This is a genomic window from Saccharothrix lopnurensis, from assembly GCF_042658445.1.
GTDB lineage: Bacteria > Actinomycetota > Actinomycetes > Mycobacteriales > Pseudonocardiaceae > Actinosynnema > Actinosynnema lopnurensis.
The window spans coordinates 31,078-55,366 of the sequence record NZ_JBHSQO010000021.1; the positions used below are offsets into that span (position 1 = coordinate 31,078).

At 71.8% G+C, this 24,289-nt stretch carries 22 protein-coding genes; 10 read left to right on the forward strand and 12 right to left on the reverse strand.

The window, feature by feature from the left end:
- Positions 1 to 208: 208 nt before the first annotated feature.
- Both ACFP3R_RS20970 and ACFP3R_RS20975 read right to left on the reverse strand, forming a co-directional pair.
- Positions 209 to 772, reverse strand: coding sequence for a flavoprotein (locus tag ACFP3R_RS20970; protein WP_380638050.1), 564 nt, complete (start codon positions 770 to 772; stop codon positions 209 to 211).
- A gap of 12 nt (positions 773 to 784) precedes the next feature.
- A complete protein-coding gene (locus ACFP3R_RS20975; RefSeq protein ID WP_380638051.1) occupies positions 785 to 2,041 on the reverse strand; it encodes a hypothetical protein in 1,257 nt (418 codons plus the stop codon).
- 98 nt (positions 2,042 to 2,139) lie between these two features.
- On the opposite strand from ACFP3R_RS20975, the gene ACFP3R_RS20980 reads away from it, so the two are divergent.
- The 7 genes from ACFP3R_RS20980 (at position 2,140) to ACFP3R_RS21010 (ending at position 5,415) form a co-directional block, all read left to right on the forward strand.
- Positions 2,140 to 2,355 (forward strand): hypothetical protein, encoded by a 216-nt coding sequence (locus ACFP3R_RS20980; protein WP_380638052.1) that lies wholly within the window; start codon positions 2,140 to 2,142, stop codon positions 2,353 to 2,355.
- Positions 2,352 to 2,768: a hypothetical protein gene (locus ACFP3R_RS20985; RefSeq protein ID WP_380638053.1), complete on the forward strand. Its 417-nt coding sequence runs from the start codon at positions 2,352 to 2,354 to the stop codon at positions 2,766 to 2,768. Before ACFP3R_RS20980 ends, ACFP3R_RS20985 begins: the two co-directional genes overlap by 4 nt.
- Positions 2,765 to 3,289: a hypothetical protein gene (locus tag ACFP3R_RS20990; RefSeq protein ID WP_380638054.1), complete on the forward strand. Its 525-nt coding sequence runs from the start codon at positions 2,765 to 2,767 to the stop codon at positions 3,287 to 3,289. The genes ACFP3R_RS20985 and ACFP3R_RS20990 overlap by 4 nt, the downstream gene beginning before the upstream one ends.
- Before the next feature lie 52 nt (positions 3,290 to 3,341).
- A complete protein-coding gene (locus ACFP3R_RS20995) occupies positions 3,342 to 3,908 on the forward strand; it encodes a helix-turn-helix domain-containing protein (RefSeq protein ID WP_380638055.1) in 567 nt (188 codons plus the stop codon).
- Complete coding sequence (locus ACFP3R_RS21000; protein WP_380638056.1) at positions 3,905 to 4,180, forward strand: HC3 family zinc finger protein; 276 nt, start codon at positions 3,905 to 3,907, stop codon at positions 4,178 to 4,180. The genes ACFP3R_RS20995 and ACFP3R_RS21000 overlap by 4 nt, the downstream gene beginning before the upstream one ends.
- A 24-nt stretch (positions 4,181 to 4,204) precedes the next feature.
- Positions 4,205 to 4,471 (forward strand): helix-turn-helix domain-containing protein, encoded by a 267-nt coding sequence (locus ACFP3R_RS21005; protein WP_380638057.1) that lies wholly within the window; start codon positions 4,205 to 4,207, stop codon positions 4,469 to 4,471.
- A gap of 89 nt (positions 4,472 to 4,560) precedes the next feature.
- Positions 4,561 to 5,415, forward strand: coding sequence for a helix-turn-helix domain-containing protein (locus ACFP3R_RS21010; protein ID WP_380638058.1), 855 nt, complete (start codon positions 4,561 to 4,563; stop codon positions 5,413 to 5,415).
- Here ACFP3R_RS21010 and ACFP3R_RS21015 read toward each other — a convergent pair.
- Entirely contained in the window at positions 5,393 to 5,719 is a 327-nt protein-coding gene (locus ACFP3R_RS21015) for a hypothetical protein (protein ID WP_380638059.1), read from the reverse strand. The genes ACFP3R_RS21010 and ACFP3R_RS21015 overlap by 23 nt on opposite strands.
- Before the next feature lie 214 nt (positions 5,720 to 5,933).
- Positions 5,934 to 7,118 carry a cytochrome P450 gene (locus ACFP3R_RS21020; protein ID WP_380638060.1) on the reverse strand — a complete coding sequence of 395 codons (1,185 nt, stop codon included), beginning with the start codon at positions 7,116 to 7,118 and terminating at the stop codon, positions 5,934 to 5,936.
- 826 nt (positions 7,119 to 7,944) lie between these two features.
- Here ACFP3R_RS21020 and ACFP3R_RS21025 point away from each other — a divergent pair.
- On the forward strand, positions 7,945 to 8,244 hold the full coding sequence (locus ACFP3R_RS21025) for a hypothetical protein (RefSeq protein ID WP_380638061.1): 300 nt from the start codon (positions 7,945 to 7,947) through the stop codon (positions 8,242 to 8,244).
- 140 nt (positions 8,245 to 8,384) lie between these two features.
- Here the strand turns inward: ACFP3R_RS21025 and ACFP3R_RS21030 are convergent, their stop codons facing one another.
- Genes ACFP3R_RS21030 through ACFP3R_RS21045 form a run of 4 tightly spaced genes read right to left on the reverse strand, consistent with a single transcriptional unit; the run spans position 8,385 to position 13,879 of the window.
- A complete protein-coding gene (locus ACFP3R_RS21030; protein ID WP_380638062.1) occupies positions 8,385 to 8,825 on the reverse strand; it encodes a hypothetical protein in 441 nt (146 codons plus the stop codon).
- The gene (locus ACFP3R_RS21035; RefSeq protein WP_380638063.1) at positions 8,815 to 9,267 is read right to left on the reverse strand and encodes a hypothetical protein; all 453 of its coding nucleotides are present in this window, start codon (positions 9,265 to 9,267) and stop codon (positions 8,815 to 8,817) included. The genes ACFP3R_RS21030 and ACFP3R_RS21035 overlap by 11 nt, the downstream gene beginning before the upstream one ends.
- A 3-nt stretch (positions 9,268 to 9,270) precedes the next feature.
- Positions 9,271 to 12,087 carry an ATP-binding protein gene (locus tag ACFP3R_RS21040; RefSeq protein WP_380638064.1) on the reverse strand — a complete coding sequence of 939 codons (2,817 nt, stop codon included), beginning with the start codon at positions 12,085 to 12,087 and terminating at the stop codon, positions 9,271 to 9,273.
- Positions 12,080 to 13,879 carry a hypothetical protein gene (locus tag ACFP3R_RS21045; protein ID WP_380638065.1) on the reverse strand — a complete coding sequence of 600 codons (1,800 nt, stop codon included), beginning with the start codon at positions 13,877 to 13,879 and terminating at the stop codon, positions 12,080 to 12,082. Before ACFP3R_RS21045 ends, ACFP3R_RS21040 begins: the two co-directional genes overlap by 8 nt.
- Positions 13,880 to 14,797: 918 nt before the next feature.
- On the opposite strand from ACFP3R_RS21045, the gene ACFP3R_RS21050 reads away from it, so the two are divergent.
- Entirely contained in the window at positions 14,798 to 15,181 is a 384-nt protein-coding gene (locus ACFP3R_RS21050; RefSeq protein ID WP_380638066.1) for a hypothetical protein, read from the forward strand.
- Between the two features lie 168 nt (positions 15,182 to 15,349).
- On the opposite strand, the gene ACFP3R_RS21055 is transcribed toward ACFP3R_RS21050, so the two are convergent.
- The gene (locus tag ACFP3R_RS21055; RefSeq protein ID WP_380638067.1) at positions 15,350 to 19,318 is read right to left on the reverse strand and encodes an nSTAND1 domain-containing NTPase; all 3,969 of its coding nucleotides are present in this window, start codon (positions 19,316 to 19,318) and stop codon (positions 15,350 to 15,352) included.
- On the opposite strand from ACFP3R_RS21055, the gene ACFP3R_RS21060 reads away from it, so the two are divergent.
- Positions 19,299 to 19,784 (forward strand): peptidase inhibitor family I36 protein, encoded by a 486-nt coding sequence (locus ACFP3R_RS21060; RefSeq protein WP_380638068.1) that lies wholly within the window; start codon positions 19,299 to 19,301, stop codon positions 19,782 to 19,784. The two genes, ACFP3R_RS21055 and ACFP3R_RS21060, sit on opposite strands and share 20 nt — an antisense overlap.
- A 287-nt stretch (positions 19,785 to 20,071) precedes the next feature.
- Here the strand turns inward: ACFP3R_RS21060 and ACFP3R_RS21065 are convergent, their stop codons facing one another.
- The 3 genes from ACFP3R_RS21065 to ACFP3R_RS21075 all read right to left on the reverse strand — a co-directional run bounded on the left by ACFP3R_RS21065 (position 20,072) and on the right by ACFP3R_RS21075 (position 24,236).
- Positions 20,072 to 20,590 carry a hypothetical protein gene (locus tag ACFP3R_RS21065; RefSeq protein WP_380638069.1) on the reverse strand — a complete coding sequence of 173 codons (519 nt, stop codon included), beginning with the start codon at positions 20,588 to 20,590 and terminating at the stop codon, positions 20,072 to 20,074.
- A gap of 290 nt (positions 20,591 to 20,880) precedes the next feature.
- Positions 20,881 to 21,432, reverse strand: coding sequence for a hypothetical protein (locus ACFP3R_RS21070; protein ID WP_380638070.1), 552 nt, complete (start codon positions 21,430 to 21,432; stop codon positions 20,881 to 20,883).
- 116 nt (positions 21,433 to 21,548) lie between these two features.
- Positions 21,549 to 24,236, reverse strand: coding sequence for an AAA family ATPase (locus ACFP3R_RS21075; RefSeq protein ID WP_380638071.1), 2,688 nt, complete (start codon positions 24,234 to 24,236; stop codon positions 21,549 to 21,551).
- Between the last annotated feature and the right edge of the window lie 53 nt (positions 24,237 to 24,289).

A 24,289-nucleotide genomic window follows, 5' to 3' on the forward strand; every position in this document is an offset into this window, starting at 1 on the left:
TTCGTTGATCAGCCGCCGAGGAATGTGAGGTTCCCCTGGTAGTCCGGAGGACAGCCCACGATGCCCAAGAGGTACCCACCCGAGTTCCGTCGCGAGGTGCTCGACCTGGTCACGTCCGGTCGCCGTGTCGCCCAGGTCAGGAACTGCGAGGAATCCTCGGCCGCGCTCATCGGCAACTCCTCCACGCTGCTCGTTCGACGCTGCGTGCCTAGCGGTTGTAGTGTCGCGCCGGGTGTTCGAGCACTGCCTGCCAGGCGAGGTGCCAGGGGAACAGGTGGATGTAGTTGGCTCCGGTGCCGGGGTCGTGTTGTTCGTAGACCTCGTCGCCGACGAGGACGGTGACGCCCCAGTCGGCGAGTTTGCGCATGGCGTCCTGGATGGCGGGGAAGCTGATCTGGGCCCGGTTGGAGAACGGCATCGCGACCACGGGTTGGTGTTTGCCGACGGCTTCGACGAGCAGGCCCAGGGGCAGGGTGTCGGAGATCCCGGCTGCCCACTTGGCCAGGGAGTTGCAGGTGATCGGTGCGGCGATCATGGCATCGGCGGGTGGGAGGATGTCGGGTGCGTAGGGGTCCTTGTACCTGCTGCGCACGGTGTGCCCGGTCTTGGCGGCGAGGGCGTCGGTGTCGATGAACCGGAGTCCGTCGGGGGAGGCGATGACGCAGACGTCCCAGCCGTCGGCTTGGGCGAGGTCGACGAGCTTGTCGACGTCGCGGGCGGCGGGTGAGCCGGTGACCACGGCGTAGAGGACGGGTTGACCGTTGTCGTTCATGGGTCCTGTTCGTCAGCGGTGGATGCCGCACCAGGCGGCGAAGTGGGCGAGGCTGTCGGTGGAGCGGGCGTCGTTGGCGGCCAGTGTGTGCACCGTGTCGTGGACCTGGGGGTGGTAGCGGGTCAGCTGTGGCGCGATCCGGCGGGCTTGGTGCAACGCCTCCAGGGCGCGGCGGCGGTCGCCGTGCAGCAGCCAGCCGCGCGAGAGGTCGATCCAGTAGTGCCCACTGCGGCTGGGTGCGGTGGTGGCGGGCAGGTGTATGGACGCGGCCCTGCTGATCGCGGTGGTGCCGTCGGAGAGTTCGACGGGGACGGCGACCCGGTGGATGTCGACGTTGGGCGCGCTGAACTTGGTGCCGTAGAAGTTGGCCTGTTCCTGTCCGGGCGCGGTCAGCGCGTCGGCTTCGGTCAGGTGCGACTCGGCCAGGTCGGTGTTGCTGGTCCGCGCGGCCAGGATGGCCGCACGCAGGTGCAGCGCACCTCGGACGGCCCGGGTCGCGGGTTGCGACGGTGTGAGGTCGGTCAGCGCGGAGGCGCGGTCGATCGCGCGCAGTCCGGCGGGGTAGGAGCCGTCGAACAGCAGGATCAGCGCGTGGTGCCACTCGGCCACCGCGGTCCGCAGCGGGTCGTCACCGCGTGTTGCGGCGGTGCGGGCGCGTTCGTCGGCGAGGTGGGCGAGGTCGAGGTGACCCAGGCGGTAGAGGGAGATGACGGCGTAGGAGTACGCCGCCGCGAGCAGTTCGTGGATCGGCGGACGCTGGGTCACGGGCAGGTCGTGGCTTGCGCGGTGCAGGTGTCGTAGCACGTCTGGCAGCGCCCGCACGGCCTCGGCGTGTTTGGTGCGTCGATCCCACTCTTTGATCTGCGAGACCGCTTCGCGCAGGTCGTCGATGCCGCGGGTTGGGGTGTCGAGTTCGGGGTCGTCGCCTTCGACGAGGGCCTGCCGCAGTGCCGGGACGCCTGCCTGTTCGGAGGCGGGAGAGGCGTTGCGGACGCCGTAGGGCTGCTCGGTGATGTCGGTGACGTTGACCGACAACGCCCGGGCGATCGCGGCGACGAAGCTGTGGCTGGCCGGGCGCTCACCGCATTCGACCTTGCGCAGCAAGGAATAGGACACGTTGGCGCGCAGGGACAACCCGCGCTGGGTAGCGCCGTGGATCTTCCTCAACTCGGCGATCCGCGTGCCGATGCGGGTCGGTCGCTCGTCGCTCATTCCGTTCCTTCCTTCGACCGTGTCCTCCATACAGCCTGATTTCACGCCGTCGATCAATCAAGTCGACCCGGTTGTGGCGCTGCTGTGGCAGTCCGGGGAACCAATCGATGTCAAGGTGCACTCTACGCGACGGATAACGCACAGAGGGTGATATCATGATGGTTGCTGCAACAGAGCCGCTGTTCACCACCTGGATCACCGCCCAAGACGACCAACGCGCCCACGCGGTCATGGACGAAGCTGTCGCCGACGGTCGAGCCGGCAGGTGGTGTTCCTGCTTGGGTGCGGATATCGACTGCTCCCGCTACCGGTGGTGTGCCCACCATCGCAAACCGAACTGGTTCCTGCGTCTGGTGGCGGTGACGCGATGATCGCCAACGACGATGCCGTCAGGGCGTTTCCGCAGCTGGCCAGGCTGGTGCAGATCAAAGAGGCCGGGTGGGCTTTTTGCCCGTTCCCCGACGAGCGTGGCGCTCCGGTCGGCCTGGTCGGCTGGCAGAGCGCAGGCGATACCACCGACGCCCTGTGGATCTTCGACCGCGATCGTTGCCGCGCGGCCCGGCTGATCCTCGGGAGCGAAGACAGGATCGACTGGGAGCACATCGGTGACCCCGAACCGCGGACACCACAAATGACTACCGGACCGCGGACGTGTTTTCTCAACTGGATCACCGGGTGGCCACAGATGCCGGTCATGGACGGTGCGGCGAGCGGTTGGGGTGTGCCGTCGTGGCTGGGGCGGCCTGAGTGCTGGGCGGCCGGCGTGGAAGGTGATCGGTCGTGATGTCGGAGACCGGGCAATTCACGGTGGACCTGTGGTCGGCCGAGGATGAACTGCGGCGCGACCGACTGAACGAGGCCGCTCGCCTGTTGGACGGGTTGTGGGAGGCGGTGCCGGAAGGCGCCGCACTGGAGCGGCTCGCTCAGTTGCGCGTGGTCACCGAGGAACTCGGCAAGCGCAGGTCGGCCCTGCCCGAGGTCGCCTCGGTGTTCCACCGTGCCACCCGGTGTTGTGCCTGGGAGGGGCACTACAGGCCGGCGCACTGGATGGGAATCCGGGAGTTGGCCGTGTGGCGGACGCGGGCAGCCGGTGAGTCGGTGTTGCGGCAGCGCACGTTCACCGGCTACCGGGACGCGCTGCACTGCCTGGCCCGGGTCGATCCCGCGGCCGCCGCCGAGGTCCGCGCTGTGGTCGACGGGCCTCGCACGGCGGGCACGGTGCCGGTGGTGACGGTGTTGCCGTTGGCCGGGTTCGGGTTACCGGCCTGGCCCCGACCCGATCCACGGGCACCCCTGACCGCCTGACCACCCCCGCTGGCCGCCCACGCGCGGCACCGGAGCACAACGAGGACCCCGAATGCAGCACACCACCAACAACACCAACAGTGAGAACACCGCCGCCTTCGGGAGCAGCGTCGAGGAGCGCCCGAGCAGGCCCGCTGCGCGGTTGAGTACCGCCCGGAGTCGGGAGTTGGGGGAGGAGTTGCGTCGGATCCGGCGCGAGGCGAATCTGTCGTCCGGGTGGGTCAGTGAGGTCTTGGGCTGGTCGTTGGGCAAGTCGTCGAAGCTGGAGACCGGCAGCCGGGGCACCAGTGTCTGGGAGATCGGCACCCTGGTCGGCCGCTGCGGCGCGGACAAGGCCACCCGTGACCGGATTCTTGCCCTGGTCGCCGAACCCGACACCGGCAGCTTCCTGCGCCCGCACCACACCGGCCCCGACGACCTGACCCTGACCGGTGACGAAGACTTGGTGTGCAAGCGCAGGACGCGGCAGGGGGCGCTGGCCCTGCGCCGGGGCCCACATGCCACCTTCTACCTGCACGAGAACGTCCTGCGCCACCTCACCCGCCTGGCCCTGAGCGAGCAGGAGTCGGCCAAGGCCCTGGCCCACTGGGCGGACGCCTACGAACGGCGGCTCCGATGACGGTCCTGCGCCCGTTCCGCTGGCAGCCGCACGACGGACACCGCCACGCCGTCACCCACGACGCGACCCCGCTGCGGGACACCACGACCCTGTGCGGCGAGGAACTGACCATTCCCGCCACCCCACTCGGTAATCGGGAGTGGTGCTGGCACACCTGCACCGACTGCGACACCGCCTGGCGCCACCACGAAGGCATCCCCCTGTTCCCCCACCAACGCACCCCACACCACCGGCAGCCCAAGGAAGAACCCCGGCAGACGACCCACACCTGACACCACCGCGGAAACGACACCACGATGTCCTACACGATTCGCCTGCGCGGCGAGGCATTCCTCGCCGCGCTGAGAAAAGCCAGGTTCTTCTCCGACTACTCCCTGGCCAGGGAGATGCAGGTCAACCGCAGCACCGTCACCCGCGTCCTGGCCGGCCGGCTGCGACCCGGCCCGGCGTTCATCGCGGGTGCGCTGACCGCCCTGGCACCGCTGACGTTCGACGACCTGTTCGCCATCGAGCAGGTACAACCCGCCGCCACCGGCACGCCGGCCGTGAGCCGCCGCCGGTAATCCATCGCCACCAGCGGGTCGAGTCGGTCCCGGACGTCCGGGACCGGGTGGGTCGCGGGTGGCGGTGCCACGAGTGGAAGAGACGTAGTGTGAGCACGACGAATTCGCCGCTGCCGTTCTCGACGGTGCGCACCAGGGTCCTGGGCCGCGAACTGCTCAACGCGCGCGAGCGGCTCGGGGCCGACCAGGACACGGCCGCCGCCCTGCTGCACCGACCGGTCGACTGGATCCACGCCGTGGAGACCGGCCGGCAGGACATCGACCGGCACACCCTGGCCCGCCTGCTGGGCACCTACCGGACCAACACCCGGACCTACACACGGGTGATGGCACTGTACGGCCAACCCGAGACAGGATGGCTGATCCAACCCCACGACACCGGCGACACCAACGGCATCGACGTCGCACTGCTGCACGAGGCGACCGCCGACGACATTTTCCTCTACGACCTCATCTCCCTGCCCGCACACGTGCGGACCGCACGCTACGCACACGAGCTGCTCACCCGCGACGGCACCACGACCCCGGCCGAGACGGAACAACACCTCCCCGCCGGCCTGCGGCGGCACCGGTCGTTCCGGCCCCCACCCTCCACACGACGCACCTTCGTCATCCAGGAATTCACCCTGCGCCACCTCCACGGCGACCCACAGGTGATCGCCGAACAGCTGCACCACCTGGCACACCTGCCCGACCGCGACACGACCATACGGATCATGCCCGTCTCGGCACCGGCCGGCCACTGGGAACAGGTGTCCTTCACCCTGACCAAAGGCAAAACCCACCGACCCGTGGTCCACCTCAGGACCGTGTCCTGCACCCTGTTCATCGACCGCCCCGACCTCGTCGAGCACTACCGCGACACGGCCACCCGACTCCTGGAACACACCCTGTCCCGCACCGAGTCCCACACCCTCCTGCTCAACCTGGCGAACTCCACGTGAACCACCACGAAACCAGCCGGCATCGCCGAACCGACACGAACCCCAGGCTCCGACGACGGATCGCCGGCAAGGCGGCAGGACGCTGAAACCTCGCGCGGTCGCGCAACGCGTCGAGCAGCCGTCGTGACGCATCGACCTTCTCCCACGGGGCGAAACGCTTGTAGACCGTGGGGCACGGTGGGAAGTCCACCGGCAGGGCCGCCACCGAGGTGTGCTGCGCCGGGCCGGAGCGGTGTACCGGTTCCGCCACGCCGGGCTTCAGGACCACTTGGCGCTCGCCGGCCGCCCCGACCGCGTCCGGCAAGGCAACACCGTGTTCCCGCACGGGGAGTTGTTCCCCGACCCTCCGAAAGACCACCCGGCTTCCCCCTGGCTCGGCGGGTGTCGCGCGGTGGCCGTAGCCGCGGTCGCGGGTACGGCCACCGTTCGTGTGGTGCCTGCCCGAGGTGGTTACCAGAGAATCCACGCCTGGCGGAGACGACGTCGGGTGATGCGGTGCCACAGCGTCTTCATCGGGATCACCTCCTCCCTGCGATCGGTGTGGACGTGCCGGCTCGGTGGGCGGTTCGGCGCAGGATGAACCGCGCGGGCACGACGATCCCGGCTGCGTAGGGCCGGGCGTTCGCGCCGTGGATCGTGAGATCGGCGCGGTCGGTCAGCGCGGTGAGCAGGTCCGCGGCCAGGGTGTGGGCCACGGCGGCGCCCGCGCACACGAACGGCCCGGCACCGAAGGGTAGGTAGGGGCCGTGTTGGCGGGTGTCGGCCCAGCGGTCGGGGCGGAACGCCTCGGCCTGCGGCCAGTGGCGTTGATCGCGGTGCAGCAGGTAGGTGCACACGGTGATCTGCTTTCCGGGCCGCACCGGTACACCACCCAGCTCGTGGGGGCGGCGTACGGTGCGGGCCAATTGCCAGGCCACCGGCCACAGCCGCAGCGACTCCCGCACGACCCACTCCGCGGGCCAGGGGAACGACAGGCCCGGCGATCGGCCTTGGTGGGCGCCGGTCAACCGCAGCGACCACGCAACGGCGTAGCCGATCGGGGCGATCACGGATCGGAACAGCATCAGGTAGACCTCGGCCACGGCTCGGTCGCCGGTACCGGGTGAGGTCGCGTCGACCGCGTCGACCACGGCGTCGAGCAGGTCGGCCGGGTCACCGGGGGCGGCGGCGCGACGGGCCCGGACTTGGTCGGTCAGCGCGCGCACGACGGCGTTGCGCAGCAGTGCCAGCGGAATCTCACCGGCCAGGTGTTCGGGGCGGGCCAGCACACCGCGACGCACGACCTGGCGCACCAGCCGGTGCAGCCGCGGTGGGCGGTCGGGGTGCAGCAGCACGTCAACCAGGTGTTGGTGGACCAGAGCCGGCCCGGCCTGCGGCCATCGGCTCGTGCCGTTCAGGCCGGCGGCCAGCGCGGGCAGCCGGTCGCGTCGGTCGTCCAGGTGGTCCCGCAGCAGCGCTCGCGCCGCGCGCCCGACCGCCACCTGCGCCGCACGCGGTCGTAGCCCGCCGTCACCGGTGTGGAAGAAGCCCGACACGTCTTCGTAGCGGCCTTCCTCGTCGCGCAACACCGACATGGCGAGGGTGGGTTCGACCACGCACAGCGAGTCGTCCGGCAGGGGGAACACGTCTCCGCCCGTGCGGGCCGCGTGTTCGACGAACCCCAGCGGATCGCGTCGGTAGGCCCGTGCGGCTGTGATGTCCACTGGTCGTCCTTCCCCGTGACTCCCGCACGGTCCGCGGAGGTGCCGGAATGACCGCGGTCTGTCCGGAACGCGTCTCCGCCGGACGGTCCGACCGCCTCTTCGTGCGGCGCGACCGGAAGGTCACGCCTGTTCGGGTGAACACTGATCGGGTTGCACGTCCGAACTCGGACGTGCAAGCCGAGCCGCGGTCCGGTGATCGGGGTGACGCGGGAGGAAACGGTCCGAATCCGGATTCGAGACCGACGCACATTCGACTCCGCGCCACCACATCGCATTCCGGACGGCCTCGATCACGCCGCCTGGCTCGCCGCCACCTCCCGTCCGGTCGTCGACACCTGTGCCGGCTACGTGTGACCGTCACCGGGAGGAGATGCCGCGCGGAGAGCGTGATCTGCCGGCCGGATCACGCCGGCGGTGCTGGGAGTTCCGCCTTCTGCCGGGAGCCTTCGTCGATGACGCGGCCTCCCGCGCACGGGTCGACGGATGCGTCCTCACGTCGGTCAGCCGCTCCGGAACCGGCCGCCCCGACCCGTTTCCGGGTCGTACCGCCCTCGACACCCGGATTCCGGAATCCGCCACAACCAGGCACGTTAGAGCAACAACCACCGGATTCCAGCAGTTGCCCGTGAAATCCCACACGAACGGACGCAGGCTGGAATACGCGGTCCCACCTGCGCGAACCACGACAGCCGACGAACACCGCCGTCGGCGAACCCGCACGAACTCCACCGGGGTTCGGGCACCGGCCTACGTCGCGGGCCGCCAGGTGCGGGTCCTCGGCCGCAACGCCTGCCCATCCCGGGTACGGGGACCATGCGGGACACCGGTGGCCTGCTCCGTGTTCGACCTGTCGCACCCGGACGGCTTCCGGCAGGTCGACGACCGCCAACGGCTCGCCGATGCTCTCGACGTCGTCGGCCGCTGCGTGGATGCCGGGGCACCCGCCACTGCGAGCGCCTCGGCGCCGGCCTCGCCGGAGGACGAGAACGCCGCGCTGCGCAGGCGGGTCCGCGAGTTGGAGGAGGAGCGGGACGTCCTGCGCAAGGCGGCCCGGTATTTCGCGGGGGAGACGTGCCGGCGAACCGCTTCGGGTTCGTCTCCGAAAACCGACACCGCCACGGCGTGAAGCGGTTGTGCCAGGTAATCGGGGTCGCCCGGTCCGGCTACCACCACTGGAGGCCACCGCCTCGGACCGGGCGACCCGGGCCGCCGACGACGGGGCAGGTGGTCGACCACAAACGCGTCGCCCCCCCCGGAAGACCGCGCTCAACCGGAGGTCGGGAACCGGGCGGCGAGTTCGTCGAGTTTCGCGGGGGCGCTGCCGGTGCGGTGGCCCAGTTCCGGTTCTCCGAGCCAATCGCGCACGTAGTGGATCATGTCGGGTAGTCGGGCGGCCATCGCCCGTGTGAGCACGCCGGTGACGCGGGCCGTGCCGGGAGGTTCTGGGTGGGGCGCGACGGCAGGCTCGGTGGCCGACTCCTCCAGCACCACGTCCACGGTGGTGTAGCCGCCGTCGGCGAGTTCGTCGCGCACGGCGCGCACCGCGGTGCGGAGGTCGTCCACCTCGTGCCGTCGCACACCGAGGGCGCCGAGTTGGTCGTCGCCGAGTTCGCGAACTTCCCGCACGACCTGTCGCAGCAGGTCGAACTCGCCCGTTCCCAGCCGGACGACACCGTCGCCGGAGAGCTCCTGACCGTCAGAGGTCATCGAAGTAGTCCTTTCCGTTCCTCGGCGTGAACACGGAGCCCGAGTCACCGTTCTCGATGACCAGGGCCTGTTTGTCGGGGTCCCAGTAAGCGGCCTTGCCCTGCGCGTACTTGGTCTCGACGTTCGGCACCAGTCGTTCGAGCACCCCGTCGACGTAGTAGGGGAGGTCCTCGTCGCGGACGCCGCGGACGTAGTGGGTGCCGTCACCCTGGAGTGCGCGCCGGTCCGCGTGCCGGGCGATCTCCTTGGCGGCCGGCTCGATCGTCACCTTGTCCCGGATGTCGGTTTCCAGCGGGCGCTCTTCGCGCAGGGAGCGCCGGGCGGTGCTCTCCGGGGGCTCCTGCCACCGATCCCCTTCGCCGGTGGTGCCCAGGTCGTCGTGCTCGGTGGGTCGGTCCGGGTCTCCCGGACCCTCGGGGGGTCTGTTCTTCTCGACACTCATCAGTCACCCTGTGTGATTAGTGAGGTTGAGCGTGGTCAACGGCCACGTCGTGCCCAGGCGCAGGAAGCCGGTGACCGCGGTGAACCTCTGGTCCAGGGGCTTCACGCGGCTGAGCTTCGCCAATGCCCGCTCGTAGACCGGTGGTGCGCCCGCGCCGGTGATCACCGCGTCGTCGGGCAGCCAGCTGTCGGGGTGGGCTTCCAGGTCCGCGAGCTGCTCGGCCACCGTGTCGCCGGTCAGGTGCAGGCCGCGTTCGGCCCAGCTCGCGGTGTCGGGGTGTGGACCGGCGTGGGGGTCGGCCTCGACGAGCGCCCGCACCACGTCCAGCCAGCGGTACCTGCCGGCTTGCCACCGCACCTCCGTCCCGTCGCACGGTGTGGTGCCCCCGCGCGCGGTGGACAGCGCCGACGTCGCGACGTGCTCGGCGAGTGCTTCGGGTTGGTAGTGCGTCGCCAGCCCGGTGTAGCGGAGGTCGACCGCGGTCAGCACGCGGTGGGCGATGGCGCACTCCAGGGTGCGGGTGTCGAACCTCGCGGCGAGGCCGGCCAGCCACCTGCGTTCCGGTTCGGGTGCCGGTCGCCCCACCAGGTGCGCCACGACGAGCAGTTCGATCCACAGCACGAGCCGGGGGTCTTCGGCCGCCGTCGCGCCGGCGTCGACCTCGCGCAACAGGCACGCCCGCGCTCGACACGCCGGGCCGCAGGCGGCGCCGCGGGTGCCCCGGACAGCCGGGTCCGGGCCGGGCAGGCGCTTCTCCCGGTCCTCGCCCAGCGGGACGGTCAACCGCACGGGGCGATCCATGCCGTCGGTGAACACCACCGCCTGACCGGGCGGCAACGACACGACGTGCCGGGACTGCGCCTCGTCCAGGTTCATGGTCGCGCCGACCACGTCCCGGTCGTCCGCTGCGGGCAACCGGTGGACGATCTTCAGCGCGGTGTTCTTGACGACGTCCGGCACGATCTTCGACGGGATCTGCTCGGCCACCACGATCCCCTCGCCGTAGGCGCGGATCTCGGACAGCAGGGCCGTGAACAACTCGACCGCGTGGGCGGTCGGCGAGCCCGGCTCGGCGCGCTTGAGCAGCCGGTGCGCCTCCTCCAGCACGGTGACGTGCCGCAGCCCGCCACCCGGACCGCCGGACCGGCGCGATCGCAGGTGTTCGTGCAGCCGGATGAGCACCGCGCCGATGAAGAACGCCTTGTCCTGGTCGTTGCCGACGTCCTCGATCTCCAGCACCACGTTGCGCCGCAACAGGTCGGCGACGTCCAGCGGGTGCCCGCCCTCGAAGAACCGGCCGGGAGTGCCCACGCGCAGCGCGCCCAGCCGCACGTCGATGAAGCCCCGGACGTTGTCGGTGACCTCCTTGCCGTAGCCGATGCCCTCGACCACCTCCAGGGCCACTCGCTTCAGGTCCGCCAGGGACGGGTACTTCGGCACCACGCCCGGCAGGCGCGACCCGCTCACCACGGTGTTCCAGCCCAGTTCGGTGTAGCAGCGGTTCAAGGCGAGGCTGAGCACCTGCGGGAACGGCTCGTCGGCGTCGAACGCGGCCAGGAACAGCGCCCGCACCAGGTCGATGTGCGTTTGGAGCGGGAAACCCGGTTCCGGTTCCAGCGGGTTGAGGCTGACCGGGACGGCGTCCGGGGCACCCGGTCTGATCACGGTCACCAGGTCTTCGCCGATGCGGCCCGCCATCGTGGCGTACTCCGCCTTGGCGGGCTCCACCACCAGCCACGGCACACCGGCGTGGTGCAACCGCTCCAACATGTGCCGCACGGTCTGCGACTTGCCCGCGCCGGTCGAGCCCGCGACGAAGGTGTGGCGGTTCAAGGTGCCTTCGCCGACGGTGAACGGTCCTGCGGCCTGGTCCCCGTCGTCCAGCACCGTGCCGAGTTCGAGGAACCCGCTCGTCTCCGGCGTGAGGTCGAACGCGGCGGACTCGGTCAGGCGGATGCCGGGGAGTTCGCGCTTGGGCGGCCTCGCCAGCGCGGCCAGCAGTTCGCCACCCGCGGGGAACGGCGAGTCCGGGGCGATCGTGGTCATCGCCGGCTCGAAGGAGTTCGTCCCGCCCGTGACCGCGAGCGCGTAGGGCAGGTCGTCCAGGTCGCTCGCGCCGCACAACAGCGTCGCCACTCGACGTGCCGCGACGTCGTCCTGCCCCGCGACCAGGACGTGCACATCCCACAAGCCGGTGGTGAGCGCGCGGGACAGCTCGCGGTAGCGGCCCTCGGCGCGGTGCAGCGCGATCCGGCTGGACTCCAGCCGGGTCTCCCGGCGCAGCGGCGGGATCGAGACCTCCAGTGCGGACAACTCGTCATCGGCGTGGTCCGCCGTGAGCGGTTGCGCGACGGTCAGCCAGACGAACGACTCACCCAGGTGCGCGACGTAGTCGTCGAACGCGCCCCGGGGCGGGGGATGCGGTCCGCCGGCCACCGGCTGCCGCAGCGCGTCGAACCGGCCGGCGCAGCGCACCCAGGCCGGGAGGCCGTGCCAACCGGCGACGACCTCGTCCACGTCGACGACCTCGGCGGTGCTCCCCGGCGGGTAGAGCAGCGCGAGCACCTCGCCCGCCCCGCCTGCCCCGCCCATTCCGGGAGCGGGCGGAAATCCGGGGCTCCCGCCGAACAGCACCCGGACCCGCGGATCGCCCGCGACCCGCTGCCACGCCGCGAAGATCAGCCCGCGGTCGCCGAGCCCCGCGTGTGCGGCGGTCAAGGCGGCGAACAGCTGGGCGGGCACCGGGTCGGGGTCGGTCCGGCGTGGCGCCGACCTCAGCCGGAGGACCCGCGCACCGTCGAACGCGTTCGGCTCAAGCACTTCGGACCCCTTCGCCCGACCTGGAGCCGCCGATCACGCGGGGCAGCAGGACGATGCCCGGGTTGCAGTCGGCCAGCGCGATCCTGCGCTGCCCGCCGCCGTTGTGCTCGACGAGGATGAACGCCGTCGGCGGCAGGCCCTGGAGCTGCGTGGGTTCCACGGCGAACTCGTAGACCCGTGACCCGGTGGTGGTGGTGCTGTCCGAATCGGCGATCGAGTAGTTCACGGTGTGCTGCCAGGTGCCGGACCGCGACGTGGTCGTGCCCCCCGAACTCCCGCTGTTGCCGGCCTTGCGGTCGAACCACCGGGCCCGATCGGGTCGGCTGTGGTGGGTGCCCTCGTTGTGCGAGGCGCTGCTCTGGGTTCCCGCGGCGTCGCTGTAGCCCTCGGTGAAGCCCTGCCCGACCTGGCGGGTGATCTGGCTGATCTCGAAGGTGTGCTCGCGGCCGATGAACTCCGCCGCCACCTTCGCCTCCTCGTGGTTGCCCAGCCTCATCAGGATCGTCGCGCTGTCGGCACCGCCGAGCAGTCGCGTCACGTCGCCGCGCAGGTGCTCCAGCATCAGCACCAGGCGCACACCGCAACGCCGCGCCTGGCGTGCCAGGTCCTCCACGGCCGCCGGTCCGATCCGATCCGCACCGGCGATGAACACCACGTCCCGACCGGTTCGTCGCGGGCGCACGCGCACGGCGTGCAACACCCGTTCGAACAACACCCGGTCGAGGAAATCCTTGCGGACCGGGTGCGGCCCCTCGGTGGCCAGCACGGTCAGACCCGGGCCGGACCACGTCACCGGCTCGCCCGGCGGTCCCTCGGCGGCGAGCAGTTCGACGAGGGTCGTCAACGTCTGCAACGCGTTGACGACCCGGTCCGTGCTGCCGACGGTGTCGATCCGGGAAGTGAGCCGACGCGCCTCCGCACGGGTCAGCGGGCTCTCGGCGTCGTAGTGGCCCCGCACCACCCGCAGGGCCGCCGCGAGCCGCGTGAACGTGACCGGGGCTTCGAGGCAATCGGCGACGACGGTGAGGATCGAGGCGTCGACCACCCGCAGGTCGGCGGTGTCGGCGCCGGACCGCATGGTGGCCACCGCGCCCGCCACCACCTCGGCGACCTCGGCGACGTCGAGTCCGCGCAACAGGGTGCCGTCGTCGCGCGACAACGCGACCGCCGACACCGGCAGACCCGCCGCGCCGGCGAGGACGACCAGGTCGTCACCAACCCGTCGCTCGCTGAGGTCCACGACCAGGATCGAACCGCCCGCTCGCAACAGGGAACTGCCGACCGTCGTGACCAGGCTGGCCCAGCCGTCACCGGTGCCGCCGAACACCTCCACCCGCGCCGCCGTCACGGTCGGCCGCAGCGGGAGCCACTCCTTCGCGACCTCGCGAGCCCGCAGCACCAGCTCCCGAGCCGCCATCCGGTCGCGCCACTCACCCGTGCGGTGGCGGAACAGGTCGAACCGGAAGTCGCGTTCCCGCGCGGCGGCCCGCACCCGCGACCGCGGCACCGCCACCTGCCGGACGAGAACCGCGGCGAGGCCCACCACCAGCCACGCCGAGAGCACCACGTCCGCGGTGCTCGGGAGCGGAAGGGCCCAGCCTCCCCACGTCACCGCGCCGATACCGGCCGACATCCACGGCACCTGCCGCATCCGCCTCCTGCGCGACCGCCACGCCGCGGCGACCTCGGCAGGCTCCCGCCACTCGGGCGGGGGTTCCGGGGCCCAGGTGAACTCGGGGAGCGGCGCGAACTCCCACCCCCACCTCTCCACCCCGTCGAACAGCCCGCGCACCAGCGGAGCGCTACCCGAAACCCGTGGCGACGGCATGGCCGGGAGACGAACCGTATCGGCGTCGAGGTCCTCGGAAGCCCCTTTCCCCGACGAGGGCACATCGATCACCGCGGATGACCTCCCTCCCGACTCCGGGCGACCCTAGCGACGAATCACCGGCTGCAACGGAGTTGTCGCCCTCGGTCACCGGATCGGATCATCCGGAACCCGCAGAATTGCCGGGCGCCCCGGGGCGCCCGAACCGCGGCCGACACGCGGCCCGCAACACCCGCACCCCCGGGGGAAGCGGCTCGCGCGGGGAAGGCACGCGCCTGGCGCAGTGGCGAACCGGCGTGACCGCCGAAGGCGGAGAACACCCGGCTGGAGCCGCCCGGACCTGCGGAGAGGCCCGCCGCGCGTCGTCGGGCGAACAAGGTCGTGATGCCGGCGCAGGACCATTTCCGGCCTTACCGGCGGTCGGAACCGACGAACGGATTCGACCGCCACCTCGACCGGCGACAGCCACCGCGGATCGGGCAGTTCTTCGAGAATCCGGTCGGGCTCCTCCGGCTCCGGCACCCACAGCGGTACCGGCGGTACAACACCCGCGTTCGGCCGAACTCCGGCCCCGGCGTCGGCGAACCGACCCGGGACCACGCCCACCTCAGCCCTTCGACCACGTCCGGCAAACCCGGGTCGAACGAGGCGTCGTGGGCCACGACGGTGCCGTCCAGGTGGGCGCCGGGGCGGAGAACGAGAGAGGGGAACGGATGTCCGTTCGTCGGGCCTGATACACGATTCGCGGGACGGGGTTCGGTGCGCGGGTGCCGGGGCTGCGGGAGCCCTGGTCCGATCGAGTGGCTGTTATTCCACGAGACGCGGCCGAAGGTGATCCTTGCTCCGATTCGGGCTTCACGGACTTCGAAAGGGTGGAACTCAATGTCGAGAGCCGTTCAGCGGGTTGCGGCGGTGGTGTTCGCGGTCCTGGTGTCGGCCGGGGTCGGGGCGGCGGGGGCACAGGCGTCGACGGCGTTGGCGGAGCGGGACCTGGTGACCCTGCCGGTGCCGCCGCTCAAGCCCGCCGAGGGCAAGGTGGAGGTCTCGTCGATCGGTTGCACCTGGCGGTACTTCCCCGGTCGCAACTCCACCGTCTGGGCGGACTGCTACCAGTTCGGCGGCGGTGCGTCCGGCTTCTCGGTCTCGGTGTCGTGCAGCGACGGCAGCGTCCACAGCAGCAAGGTGACCCGGTTCGGGACCTCCGCGGTGGCCTACTGCCCGGGGGCGACGACGATGCTCAGCTTCACCCTCCGGGCGCACTACTGACGAACCCGCGGTGCTCCGGCCGGGGCGCCGTAGGACGCGGTCGGTGATTTCGGCGCCCCTACGGGTCTCGCCCCGGGTGGTCGGGCACGAGGTGGTGGGGCCTGGGACAGCGGGTCGGGGTCGGGCTGCCCTCATCGGCGCGGCCCCGCTCGGCCACCTCGACACCGGTCAGTCCTCGCAGACGTCCCGGGGCTGGTCGGTGAGCAGCCTCCACCGGTCGGGGGCGATGGCCCGCAACGCGGCACAGGCGCTGTCCGCCGCCGCGGTGGTGTCCAGGCCCCACGCGCGCACCGTGCCGTCGAGGCTGGAGGTGAGGAGGGTGCGCCCGACCGGCACCGCGTCCTGGACGGCCGCGGTGTGCCCGCGCAGGACCGTCCGGAGCTCCCCGTCGTCGACGTCCCACAGGCGGGCGGTGCCGTCCCTGCCGCCGGAGGCCAGTGTGGTGGCGTCGGTGAAGCGCAGGGTGACCACCGGGCCGGTGTGGCCGGAGAGGACGAGAGGGGTCTCCGGTGCGTCGAGGGGGTGCAGGCGGATCAGGTTGTCGCGGCCGCCGGTGGCCAGGGTGGTGCCGTCGGGGCTGAAGGCCACGGTGAAGACGGTGTCGGAGTACCGGGCGAACAGCTTCGTCATCCGACACGTGCGCGGGTCCCAGAGACGTACCGTGTCGTCCTGGCTCCCGGTCGCCAGCACCGTGCCGTCCGGGCTGAACGCCAGGCCGAACACGGCGTTGTCGTGTCCGGAGAGCGTGCACGTCAACCGGTGCCGGCGGACGTCCCACAGCTTGACCACGTGGTCGTCGCCCGCGCTGGCCAGTACCGCGCCGTCCGGGGAGAACGCCAGTGCCTTGACCGACGCCGTGTGCCCGCGCAGCGTGGCGAGCAGATGGTGGTCGGCCGCGTCCCGGAGCTGCACCAGGTCGTCGCTCCCCCCGGTCGCCAGCACCGAGCCGTCCGGGCTGAACGCCACGGCCCACACCCCGCCGGGGTGCGCGTCGAACGTGGTGGGGGGCCTGGCCAGGTCGGTGGCGTCCCACAGGGTCACCCTGCCGTCCTCCGCCGAGGTCGCCAACCGGTCCCCGTGCAGGGACGCGCTGCGGATGGGCGACACCGGGCGGGCGGTCGCGACCCCGGCGCCCCCGACCGCCCACAGCAGCGCCTGGGCGTCCTCGCTGCCCGTGATCAGGGTCTGCCCGTCGAGGCTGAACGCGACGGCGTTCACCGGCCCCTTGTGGCCGACCAGGGTGAAGACGACCCGGTGGCCGGCCGCGTCCCACACGCGGGCGGTGTTGTCCCTGCCGACCGTGGCGATCCTGGAGCCGTCGGGGCTGAAGGCCACGGCGAGGACGAAGTCGGTGTGGCCCCGCAACACGGCGCCGGGGGTGCGACCGCGCAGGTCCCACAGCCTCGTCCCGTCGTCGCCCGCGACGGCGAGCGACGAGCCGTCGGGACTGACCGCCAGCCCGTTGCCGCCGCGCTGATCGGGATCGCGCAGGTCGGCGGTGGTGCCCGCGGTGCTGTCCCAGATCACGGCCACCCCGTCCGCGGCCAGCAGGGCCACCGCGGCACCGCCGGGGATGAAGGCCGCACCGGTCAGGGCTCCGCGGTGGCCGTCCAGGGTGGCCGCCGCCCGACCGGTGGCGACGTCCCACAGCGTCGCCGTCCCGTCCTCCGACGCCGTGACCAGCCGGGAGCCGTCCTCGTCGAACCCCACCGCGAGCACCGCGGCACCGCGTCCGGGGAGGGAGCGGACGACAGCGCCGGAACCGGCGGCGTAGAGCGTGACGGTGCCCTGCCGACCCGCCACCGCCAGGAGCGTGCCCGCGTGGTTGAAGGCGACCGCGGGGGCTCCGCCGGGTTCGGCGGGCAACGCGGTCGTCGGGCTTCGGGTCGCGAGGTCCCAGAGCCGCACCGAGCCGTCACGGCCCGCCGTGGCCACCGAGGAGCCGGTGGGCGCCGCGGCGAGCGCGGTGATCATCTCCTCGCCGTGGTCGGCCAGCGGCCCCAGGTACGCCTGGGCCTGCGTGCTGAGCACCGCGCTGCGGCTGGACACCGTCTCGGCCAGGTCGTGCGCGGCCAGCGCCGTGATCAGCGAGGTCTCCGGCTGCACGGGGGCCATCACCCCGGAGTGGGTCGCCAGTTCGTTCGACCACGCGATCCGGGTCTGCCGCCACGCGGTGAGCCCACCGGTCGAGGCCAGCACGAGGCACAGCGCCAGCGCCAGGGCCAGCCCGCGCAGCCTGCGGACCTGTCGACGGGCGCCGTGCCGTTCGGCGTCCTGCCGGGCGGCACCCGCGGCCAGGTACTCCTCCACCAGCGGGGCGGGTTCACCGCGTCCGCGCGCCCAGTCCAGCGCGACCGCCAGCCGCGCCCCCCGGTAGAGCAGCGAGTCGTCGCGCCCCGCCAGGTCCCACTCCTCCGCCGCGGCCGTGACCCGCTGGTGGTTGTGCAGGCCCGCGCGATCGGACTCGATCCACTCCCGCAACCGGGGCCACGCGGACAGCAGGACCTCGTGGGTGATCTCGACCGCGTCCGCGTCGATGGTCACCAGACGAGCCCGCACGAACGCCTCCAGGACGCTGTCCACGTGCTCGTCCGGCACCTGCTCCCGCAGCGCCTCCGGGGTCGACCTCCGGCGCGCCTGTCCGCCTTCGGCGCCGACCTGCACCAGGCGCAGCAGCACCCGTCGCGCGGTGTTCCGCTCGGTCGGGCTCAACCGGGAGTACGTCCGCTCGGCGGTGGTGGCGACCGCGGCGTGGATGCCACCGGTCAGCTCGTACCCCGCGACGGTCAGCAGCCCGCCCTCGCGGTTCTGCCAGGTCGTCAGCAACGCGTGGGCCAGCAGCGGCAGTGCCCCCGGCTCGTACGACCGGCCCGTGGCCGGGATCGCGCCCAGGTCGCGGAGGAGGAGTTCGACGAGTCCCGGCTCCAGGTGCAGCCCCAGCAGCCGGGCCGGGCGGACGATCGCCGCGCGCACCTCCGCCTGCCGCATGGGCCCCAGCGCCACCTGCCGATCGCGCAGGGACTCGGCCAGTTCGGGGTGGTGCAGCAGGCGACCGTAGAAGTCCGCCCGAACCCCCAGCACCACCACCGCGGGCGGCTCGTGGTCGGCGTCCGACCTCGCCAACGCGCACACCGCGTCGAGGAACAGCTCCCGCCCGCGCGGGTCCGGGCACAGCGTGAAGACCTCCTCGAACTGGTCGACCAGGAGGACCAGGCGCTCGGGCCGCCCTCCGGCGCCCACCACCGCCGACCGGAAGGTCTCGGCGCCGGTCAGCAGCGCCCGGGTCAGGGCCGCGGCGTCCATCCCGCCGGCCTTCGCCACCGCGGCGGCCAGCCGCTCCACCGGGTCCGAGGTGGGCGTGAACACCGCGACGGGCCAGCGCCGTGAACCTCGCCGGGGCAACGCGCCGCGGAGCAGCGCGGGCATCAGCCCGGCCCGGAGGAGGGACGACTTGCCCGCGCCGGACGGTGCGACCACGGTCACCGGTCCGCCCTGGTCGAGGGAGTCGGTCAACCGGGCGACCAACTCGGCCGTCGCCCGTTCCCGGCCGAAGAACCACTGGGCGTCGGCCACGTCGAAGGCCGCCATCCCGCGGTACGGACACCGGTCGTCGTCCGGGATCCGGAACCGGGTTCGCGCGGCCGCCTCGACCGCTTCCGGCTCGGGGCCGGCGGGTCCCGACGCGAACGCGATCAGTTGCCCTTCCGCTTGCAGGGCCGTGTCGCAACGACGGGCCAGGTCGGCGGTCACGGGTTTGTCCCCGTTCTCGATCTTGCTCAGGTAGCCCTTGCTGTAGTTCACCAGCTCCGCCAAGCCCGCGAGCGACAGCTCCCTTTTCCCCCGCCACCGACGCAGTTCCGCCCCGAACGCCCCGTCCGAGCCTCTTCTGCTGCCTTGACCAGGTGTTTCCTCGGGTTTCCCGGAAATCATGAGACGGTCACCCCCTCGACCCGCACGCTCCGAACCCCGACACTTGAAGTGGCGCCGCGACAGACCACCGCAAAGGTACTCGCCTCTTGTCGGAGGCAACCCGTCAGACGCAGGGGGGAACACTGATGGAGTACCGGCGCTCACACCGGTTCGCGGCACCGCCGGTGACAAGAAGAGGGGAACCAGAATGAACGCGCAAAAATCCATCGCCCGTCCGGGGGTACTCGGCGCGCTGCTCGCGCTGCTGTTCACGCTGCCGGCCACCGCCCAGGCCACGGCCTCCGACTACCCGCCGGGCAGTGCGGGAGCCGCGTCGGTCGAGATCAGTGCGTCGACGCCCCGCAACGGGGTTTGTGAGGTGGGTGAGTTCTGCCTGTACTACGGGCTCAACATGAGTGGCTCGGTGTCGGACTTCAACGGCTCGGTCCCGGACTACGGGAGTTCCCCGGCGACGTGCTACACGTTCAGGGGACCCGGCGCGGGCCAGGGGCAATGCGTCAAGAACAACGCGATGTCGGCGCGGAACAAGACCACGGCGAACCGGGTCACCGTCTACTTCAACTCCAACTACGGCGGTATCTCCGACACCTACCTCCCCGGTGAAGCGGGCAACCTGATCCCGGCCATGCAGAACGAGAACGCCAGCCACAGGTTCGTGAACATCGGTTCGTGATGACGCGGGTCCGGTCGGTGTGAACCGCCGGCGGTGCGGTCCGGCGGCCTCGGCTGCCGGACCGCACCGCGCGCTCGTGGTCGGACACAGCCGGACCGCATCACCCGATCGGTGGAAGTGGTGCGTCGTGAGTGGAGATCGGCGCCGGGTGCCGTTGAGGCGACTGAACCGCAGGCGGGTACTGCCATCACGCGGTCGTGGTGGGAGGAGTGCTCCTCCGGGGTCAAGGGGTTCCCTGTCCATCGCGGGAGAGAACGCCGGGCTGTGCGACTGTGGAGGATCCGTGGTTACCCGACGTTGGCGCCCACGCCTTCGTACTGGTAGCCGCTGGCGGTCGCCGAGGCGACTTCGGCCGGATTGGTCATCAGCACGTGGTCGCCGTTGCCGGGGTAGCGCAGTCGGTGGAACGGCCTGCCGGTTCCCGAATTAGGCGGGTAGACGTATGCGCCGATCCCTTCGTAGACGTATCCCTGGCCGGTGGTCGCGGCGACGACTTCGTTCCAGTCCGCGGTGTGGAAGCGGTCGCGACGTATCGGGCTGTAGATGCGGTAGAACGGGATGAGGCCGGCCTGTGCCGTGGTCGACACGAAGGCGTCGATGCCGGCGTAGGAGTAGCCGTTGTTCGGCGCGTTCATGACCTCGGCCTGACTGGTGGTGTTGTAATTGTCGCCGGTCGCCGGGTTGTAGAGTCGGTAGAACGGCTCGTAGACCGATGCCCGGGCGGCGACGTCAGCAGTGGCGACCGGCGTGATCGTGACGGCCGAGGCCACCGCGACCAGGACTGCCACCGCGGCTCTGGCGAGCATGGAACGGCGGGTGGCCAAACGATGCGGTAACATTAATATCTCCGAATCCGCACAGGGGAGATGGCTTGAAGCGGGTGACTGGAGGAGATGGTTTCCGATTGTCAAGGTTGGGTGCGGCGTAGGGAATTCGCCAGACTCCGATCGGGTTCCTTCGGTCGGGAGCGGCGTTGTCGATGATTGAATTCGACCGTTCAGTGCAGTGCGTTGGTATGGGCGATGGACCCGGACCGAACTTGTCGCAGTGCGTCCTGGATGAGACTTCGGACAACCGCACGGAAGTCGACCGGTGCTCATCTTGATCCGCATTCGTCGAGATGTGGGCAGCGGCCTCGTGTTTGTCCGGTCGTCTCATGACCGGAAGCGGGGCGAGTGGAAGCCGGGCAGTCGATCAGCGTCATCGAAGCACCGGGGTGCGGCGGCGTGCCGGTGCTCCTCGACGTGGAGGTACTGGCCGCGTGCGTGCGAGTGCCAGGCGGCGCGAGCACCGAGCCGATCGCGCCTCCGATGAAGTCGCCGACGATGAAGAGGGTGTTGAGGCGGCTGCGGGTGGCGAGTGCGCCGACGATCCCGATGAGACTGGTGAGGCCGATCTGCGTGGCGGAGAAGCCGAAGGGGTTCGCGGTCAGCAAGAAGGTCACGCCCGTGGTGCTGACGCCCACGAGGGCGAGGGTAACGAGGAGCGCGGGGAACGTCGGCGCGAAGGCGCTGGTGCCGGGCATGGCCGCGGCCGGCAGCACGAGCGCCGGGATCATGCGCTTGCGGTTGACGATGTCGCCGAGCGGGACGAGGAGGAAGACGCCGAGGGCGTACCCGATCCGGGTGACGGTGACGACGAGTCCCACCGTGCCCCGGGACACCCCGAAGTTCGTGGCGGGCGTGTCGAGGACGGCCTGCGCCCGGTGGGGGTTGCCGACGGCCGCCCCGCCCGGACGCGGACCGCGGCCGCCGCGGGCGGGGATCAGGTGGGTGGTCCCAGGTCGGGCAGGTCTTTGAGCTGTCTGCGGGAGACGACGCCCAGCTTGCGGAAGATGTTGCGGAGGTGGGCGTCGACGGTGCGGGGGCTGAGGAACAGCCGTGCCGCGACCTCCTTCGACGTCGCGCCGGTGGCGACGAGCCGAGCGATGTGGAGCTCCTGCATGGTGAGCTGGTCACGGGCGTGCCCGGACCGGTTGCGCACCGCCTCGCCCGTGGCGCGCAGCTCGTCGGCGGGGCGCCGGGCGAACGCCTCGATCCCGGCGCCGGACAGGAGTTCGTGCGCGGTGCGCAGGTGGGGGCGGCAGTCCTGCCTGCGGCCCCGGCGCCGCAGCCACTCCCCGTACAGGAGGTGCGCCCTGGCCAGGTACGGGAGCAGCCGGCTGTTCGTGAGGTGGTCGATCGCCTCCCGGTAGTCGTCCTCCGCTCCGGTCACCAGCCCCCGCGCACAGGCCGCGATGCCGAGCCCGGCCGGAGTTCCACCGGCACCGGTGCGTTCGGTCAGCGACGCCAGCGCGGCGGCGGCGGCGTCGTGCTCGCCGCACCGGACGGCCGCCTCCACCAGTTCGGGCAGGGAGAACCCCGCGATGAAGAGGTCCCCGTGAGCGGTGGCCCGCCGGGCGGCGGCCAGTGCCTCCCGGTACTCGGCCAGGCCGTTGTGCAGCACGGCACTCGCCCAGTGGACGTTGGCGACCAGCTGTCCCGTGCCGATGGCCGTGGCCGTGACGGCTTCGAACAGCGGGTACGCCTCCTCGCGACGCCCGCGCATCGCGGCCAGCTGAAGCCGGTGGTAGGTGGTCGGGGGCCCACCGGTCGCGTCGGCGATGGCCTCCTCCTCGGCGATCGCGGCCATCGCCTCGTCGAGGTCGCCCGCCAGCGCGGCAGCGGAGGCGGCCTGCGCGAGACCGAGCCGCAGCACGAGCGGCGAGCCCGACTCGCGGCCGTTCCGCACCAGCCACTCGGTGATCGTCATGTGGGTGTCGAGGTCCCACAGCTCGGCCGCCAGCACGATCGCGAGTGCCGGGTGCCGGGTCCACAGGGGACCTGCCGCGCCGTCGAGGGCCTCCCGGACCAGGGGCACCGCCACGCGGTGCCCCTCCGCCTCCAGCGCGGTCAGCGCGTCCAGGACGTCCGGTGCGTGCGACGGCGAGGACTTCGCCGCGGCCAGGACCATCTCCACCACGCCGGTCGCGCGCCCGACGAGCAAACCCATTTCGAGTGCTTCCAGGTAGCTCTCGCGGGAGCGGTCGGGGTCCAGCGCCGCGAACCGCCGCGCGGCGCGCAGCATGAACGTCGGCCCGTCGCCGTCACCCACCCGGACGAACGCGATCCGGCCCCGCAGCAGGTCGGCCTCCGCCCGCTGGAGCTCGTCCGGACCCGAGACCTCGATCGTCGTCAGCAGCTCGGCCGCCCGGTCGGCGGCGCCCGCGTCGAGGTGGACGCGCGCTGCCGCGAGGGTCCGTTCGACCCGCCGGACGGGGTCGGGCGACAACTCCGCCGCGCGTTCGAGAAAAGCGGCCGCGGCCACCACACCGCCACGGGCCCGGGCGCGGGATGCCGAGCGCTCCAGCTCGGCGGCGACGTCGTCGTCCGGGACGGCGGTGGCCTGGGCGCGGTGCCAGGCGCACCGGTCCGGGTCCACCACCGGGTCGGTGACCTCGGCGAGGACCCGGTGGGCCAGCCTGCGCTCATCCGCCCCGGCCGCCTCGTACGCCGCGGTCCGCGCCAGCGGGTGGTAGAAGCGCACGCGGGTGCCGAACTCGACCAGACCGGTGGCGGTCGCGGCCGCGCCGGCGGTCGGCACGTCGATGTCGAGCTCGCGCGCGGCGGACCACAGCAGCCCCGGATCGCCGGTCGGGTCGGCGGCGGCGACCGTGAGCAGGAGCCGCGCCCGCGCCGGCAGCCCGGCCAACGTGGCCCGGAACTCCCGCTCGACGCGGGTCGGCGCCGAGGTGGTCCCGGTCGGGGCGAACCCGCCCGCCCCGGGCAGGGCGAGCAGGGCCAGCGGGTTTCCCCTGGCCTCCGCCACGAGCCGGTCGCGCACCCGCTCGTCGAGCGCCTCGTGGCTCTGCGCGGCGAGCAGGGCCCGTGCGTCCGCGTCGCCGATCCCGTCGACGACCAGGCTCGGCAGGACGTCCAACCCGTCCGCCCGGCACGGCGGGCGGACGGCGAACACCATGGCCACCGACTCCGCGGGGACCCGTCGGGCGACGAACGCCAGCGCCCCCGACGAGGCCGCGTCCAGCCACTGCGCGTCGTCGACCACGCACAGCACCGGGCGTTCCTGGGCCGCTGCCGCCAGCAGCCCCAGCGTCGCCAGGCCGATCCGGAACACGTCCGGTGTCCCGGCCGCCAGCCCGAAGGCGACCTGGAGAGCCCGTCGGTGTTGGGCGGGCAGCTCGTCGAGGTGGCCCAGCACCGGGTGGCAGAGCTGGTGGAGCACGGCGAACGGCAGCTCCGCTTCGAGCTGGGAGCCGGACGCGCGGACCACGTGGAACCCGGACGCGGCTCGTTCCGCGTGGTCCAGCAGCGCGCTCTTGCCGATTCCCGCCTCACCGCGCAGGACCAGGGCACCGCCCCGGCCCGTCCTCGCCGCGCCGGTCAGCTCGTCGAGGCGTCGCTCCTCGTGCTGCCTGCCGAACAGTGGACCGCGAGGGGGAGCCAACGTCCGCACGGCCCGCACGGTAGCAACGTCGCACGGCACGCACGTCGGCAATGCGGCGACAG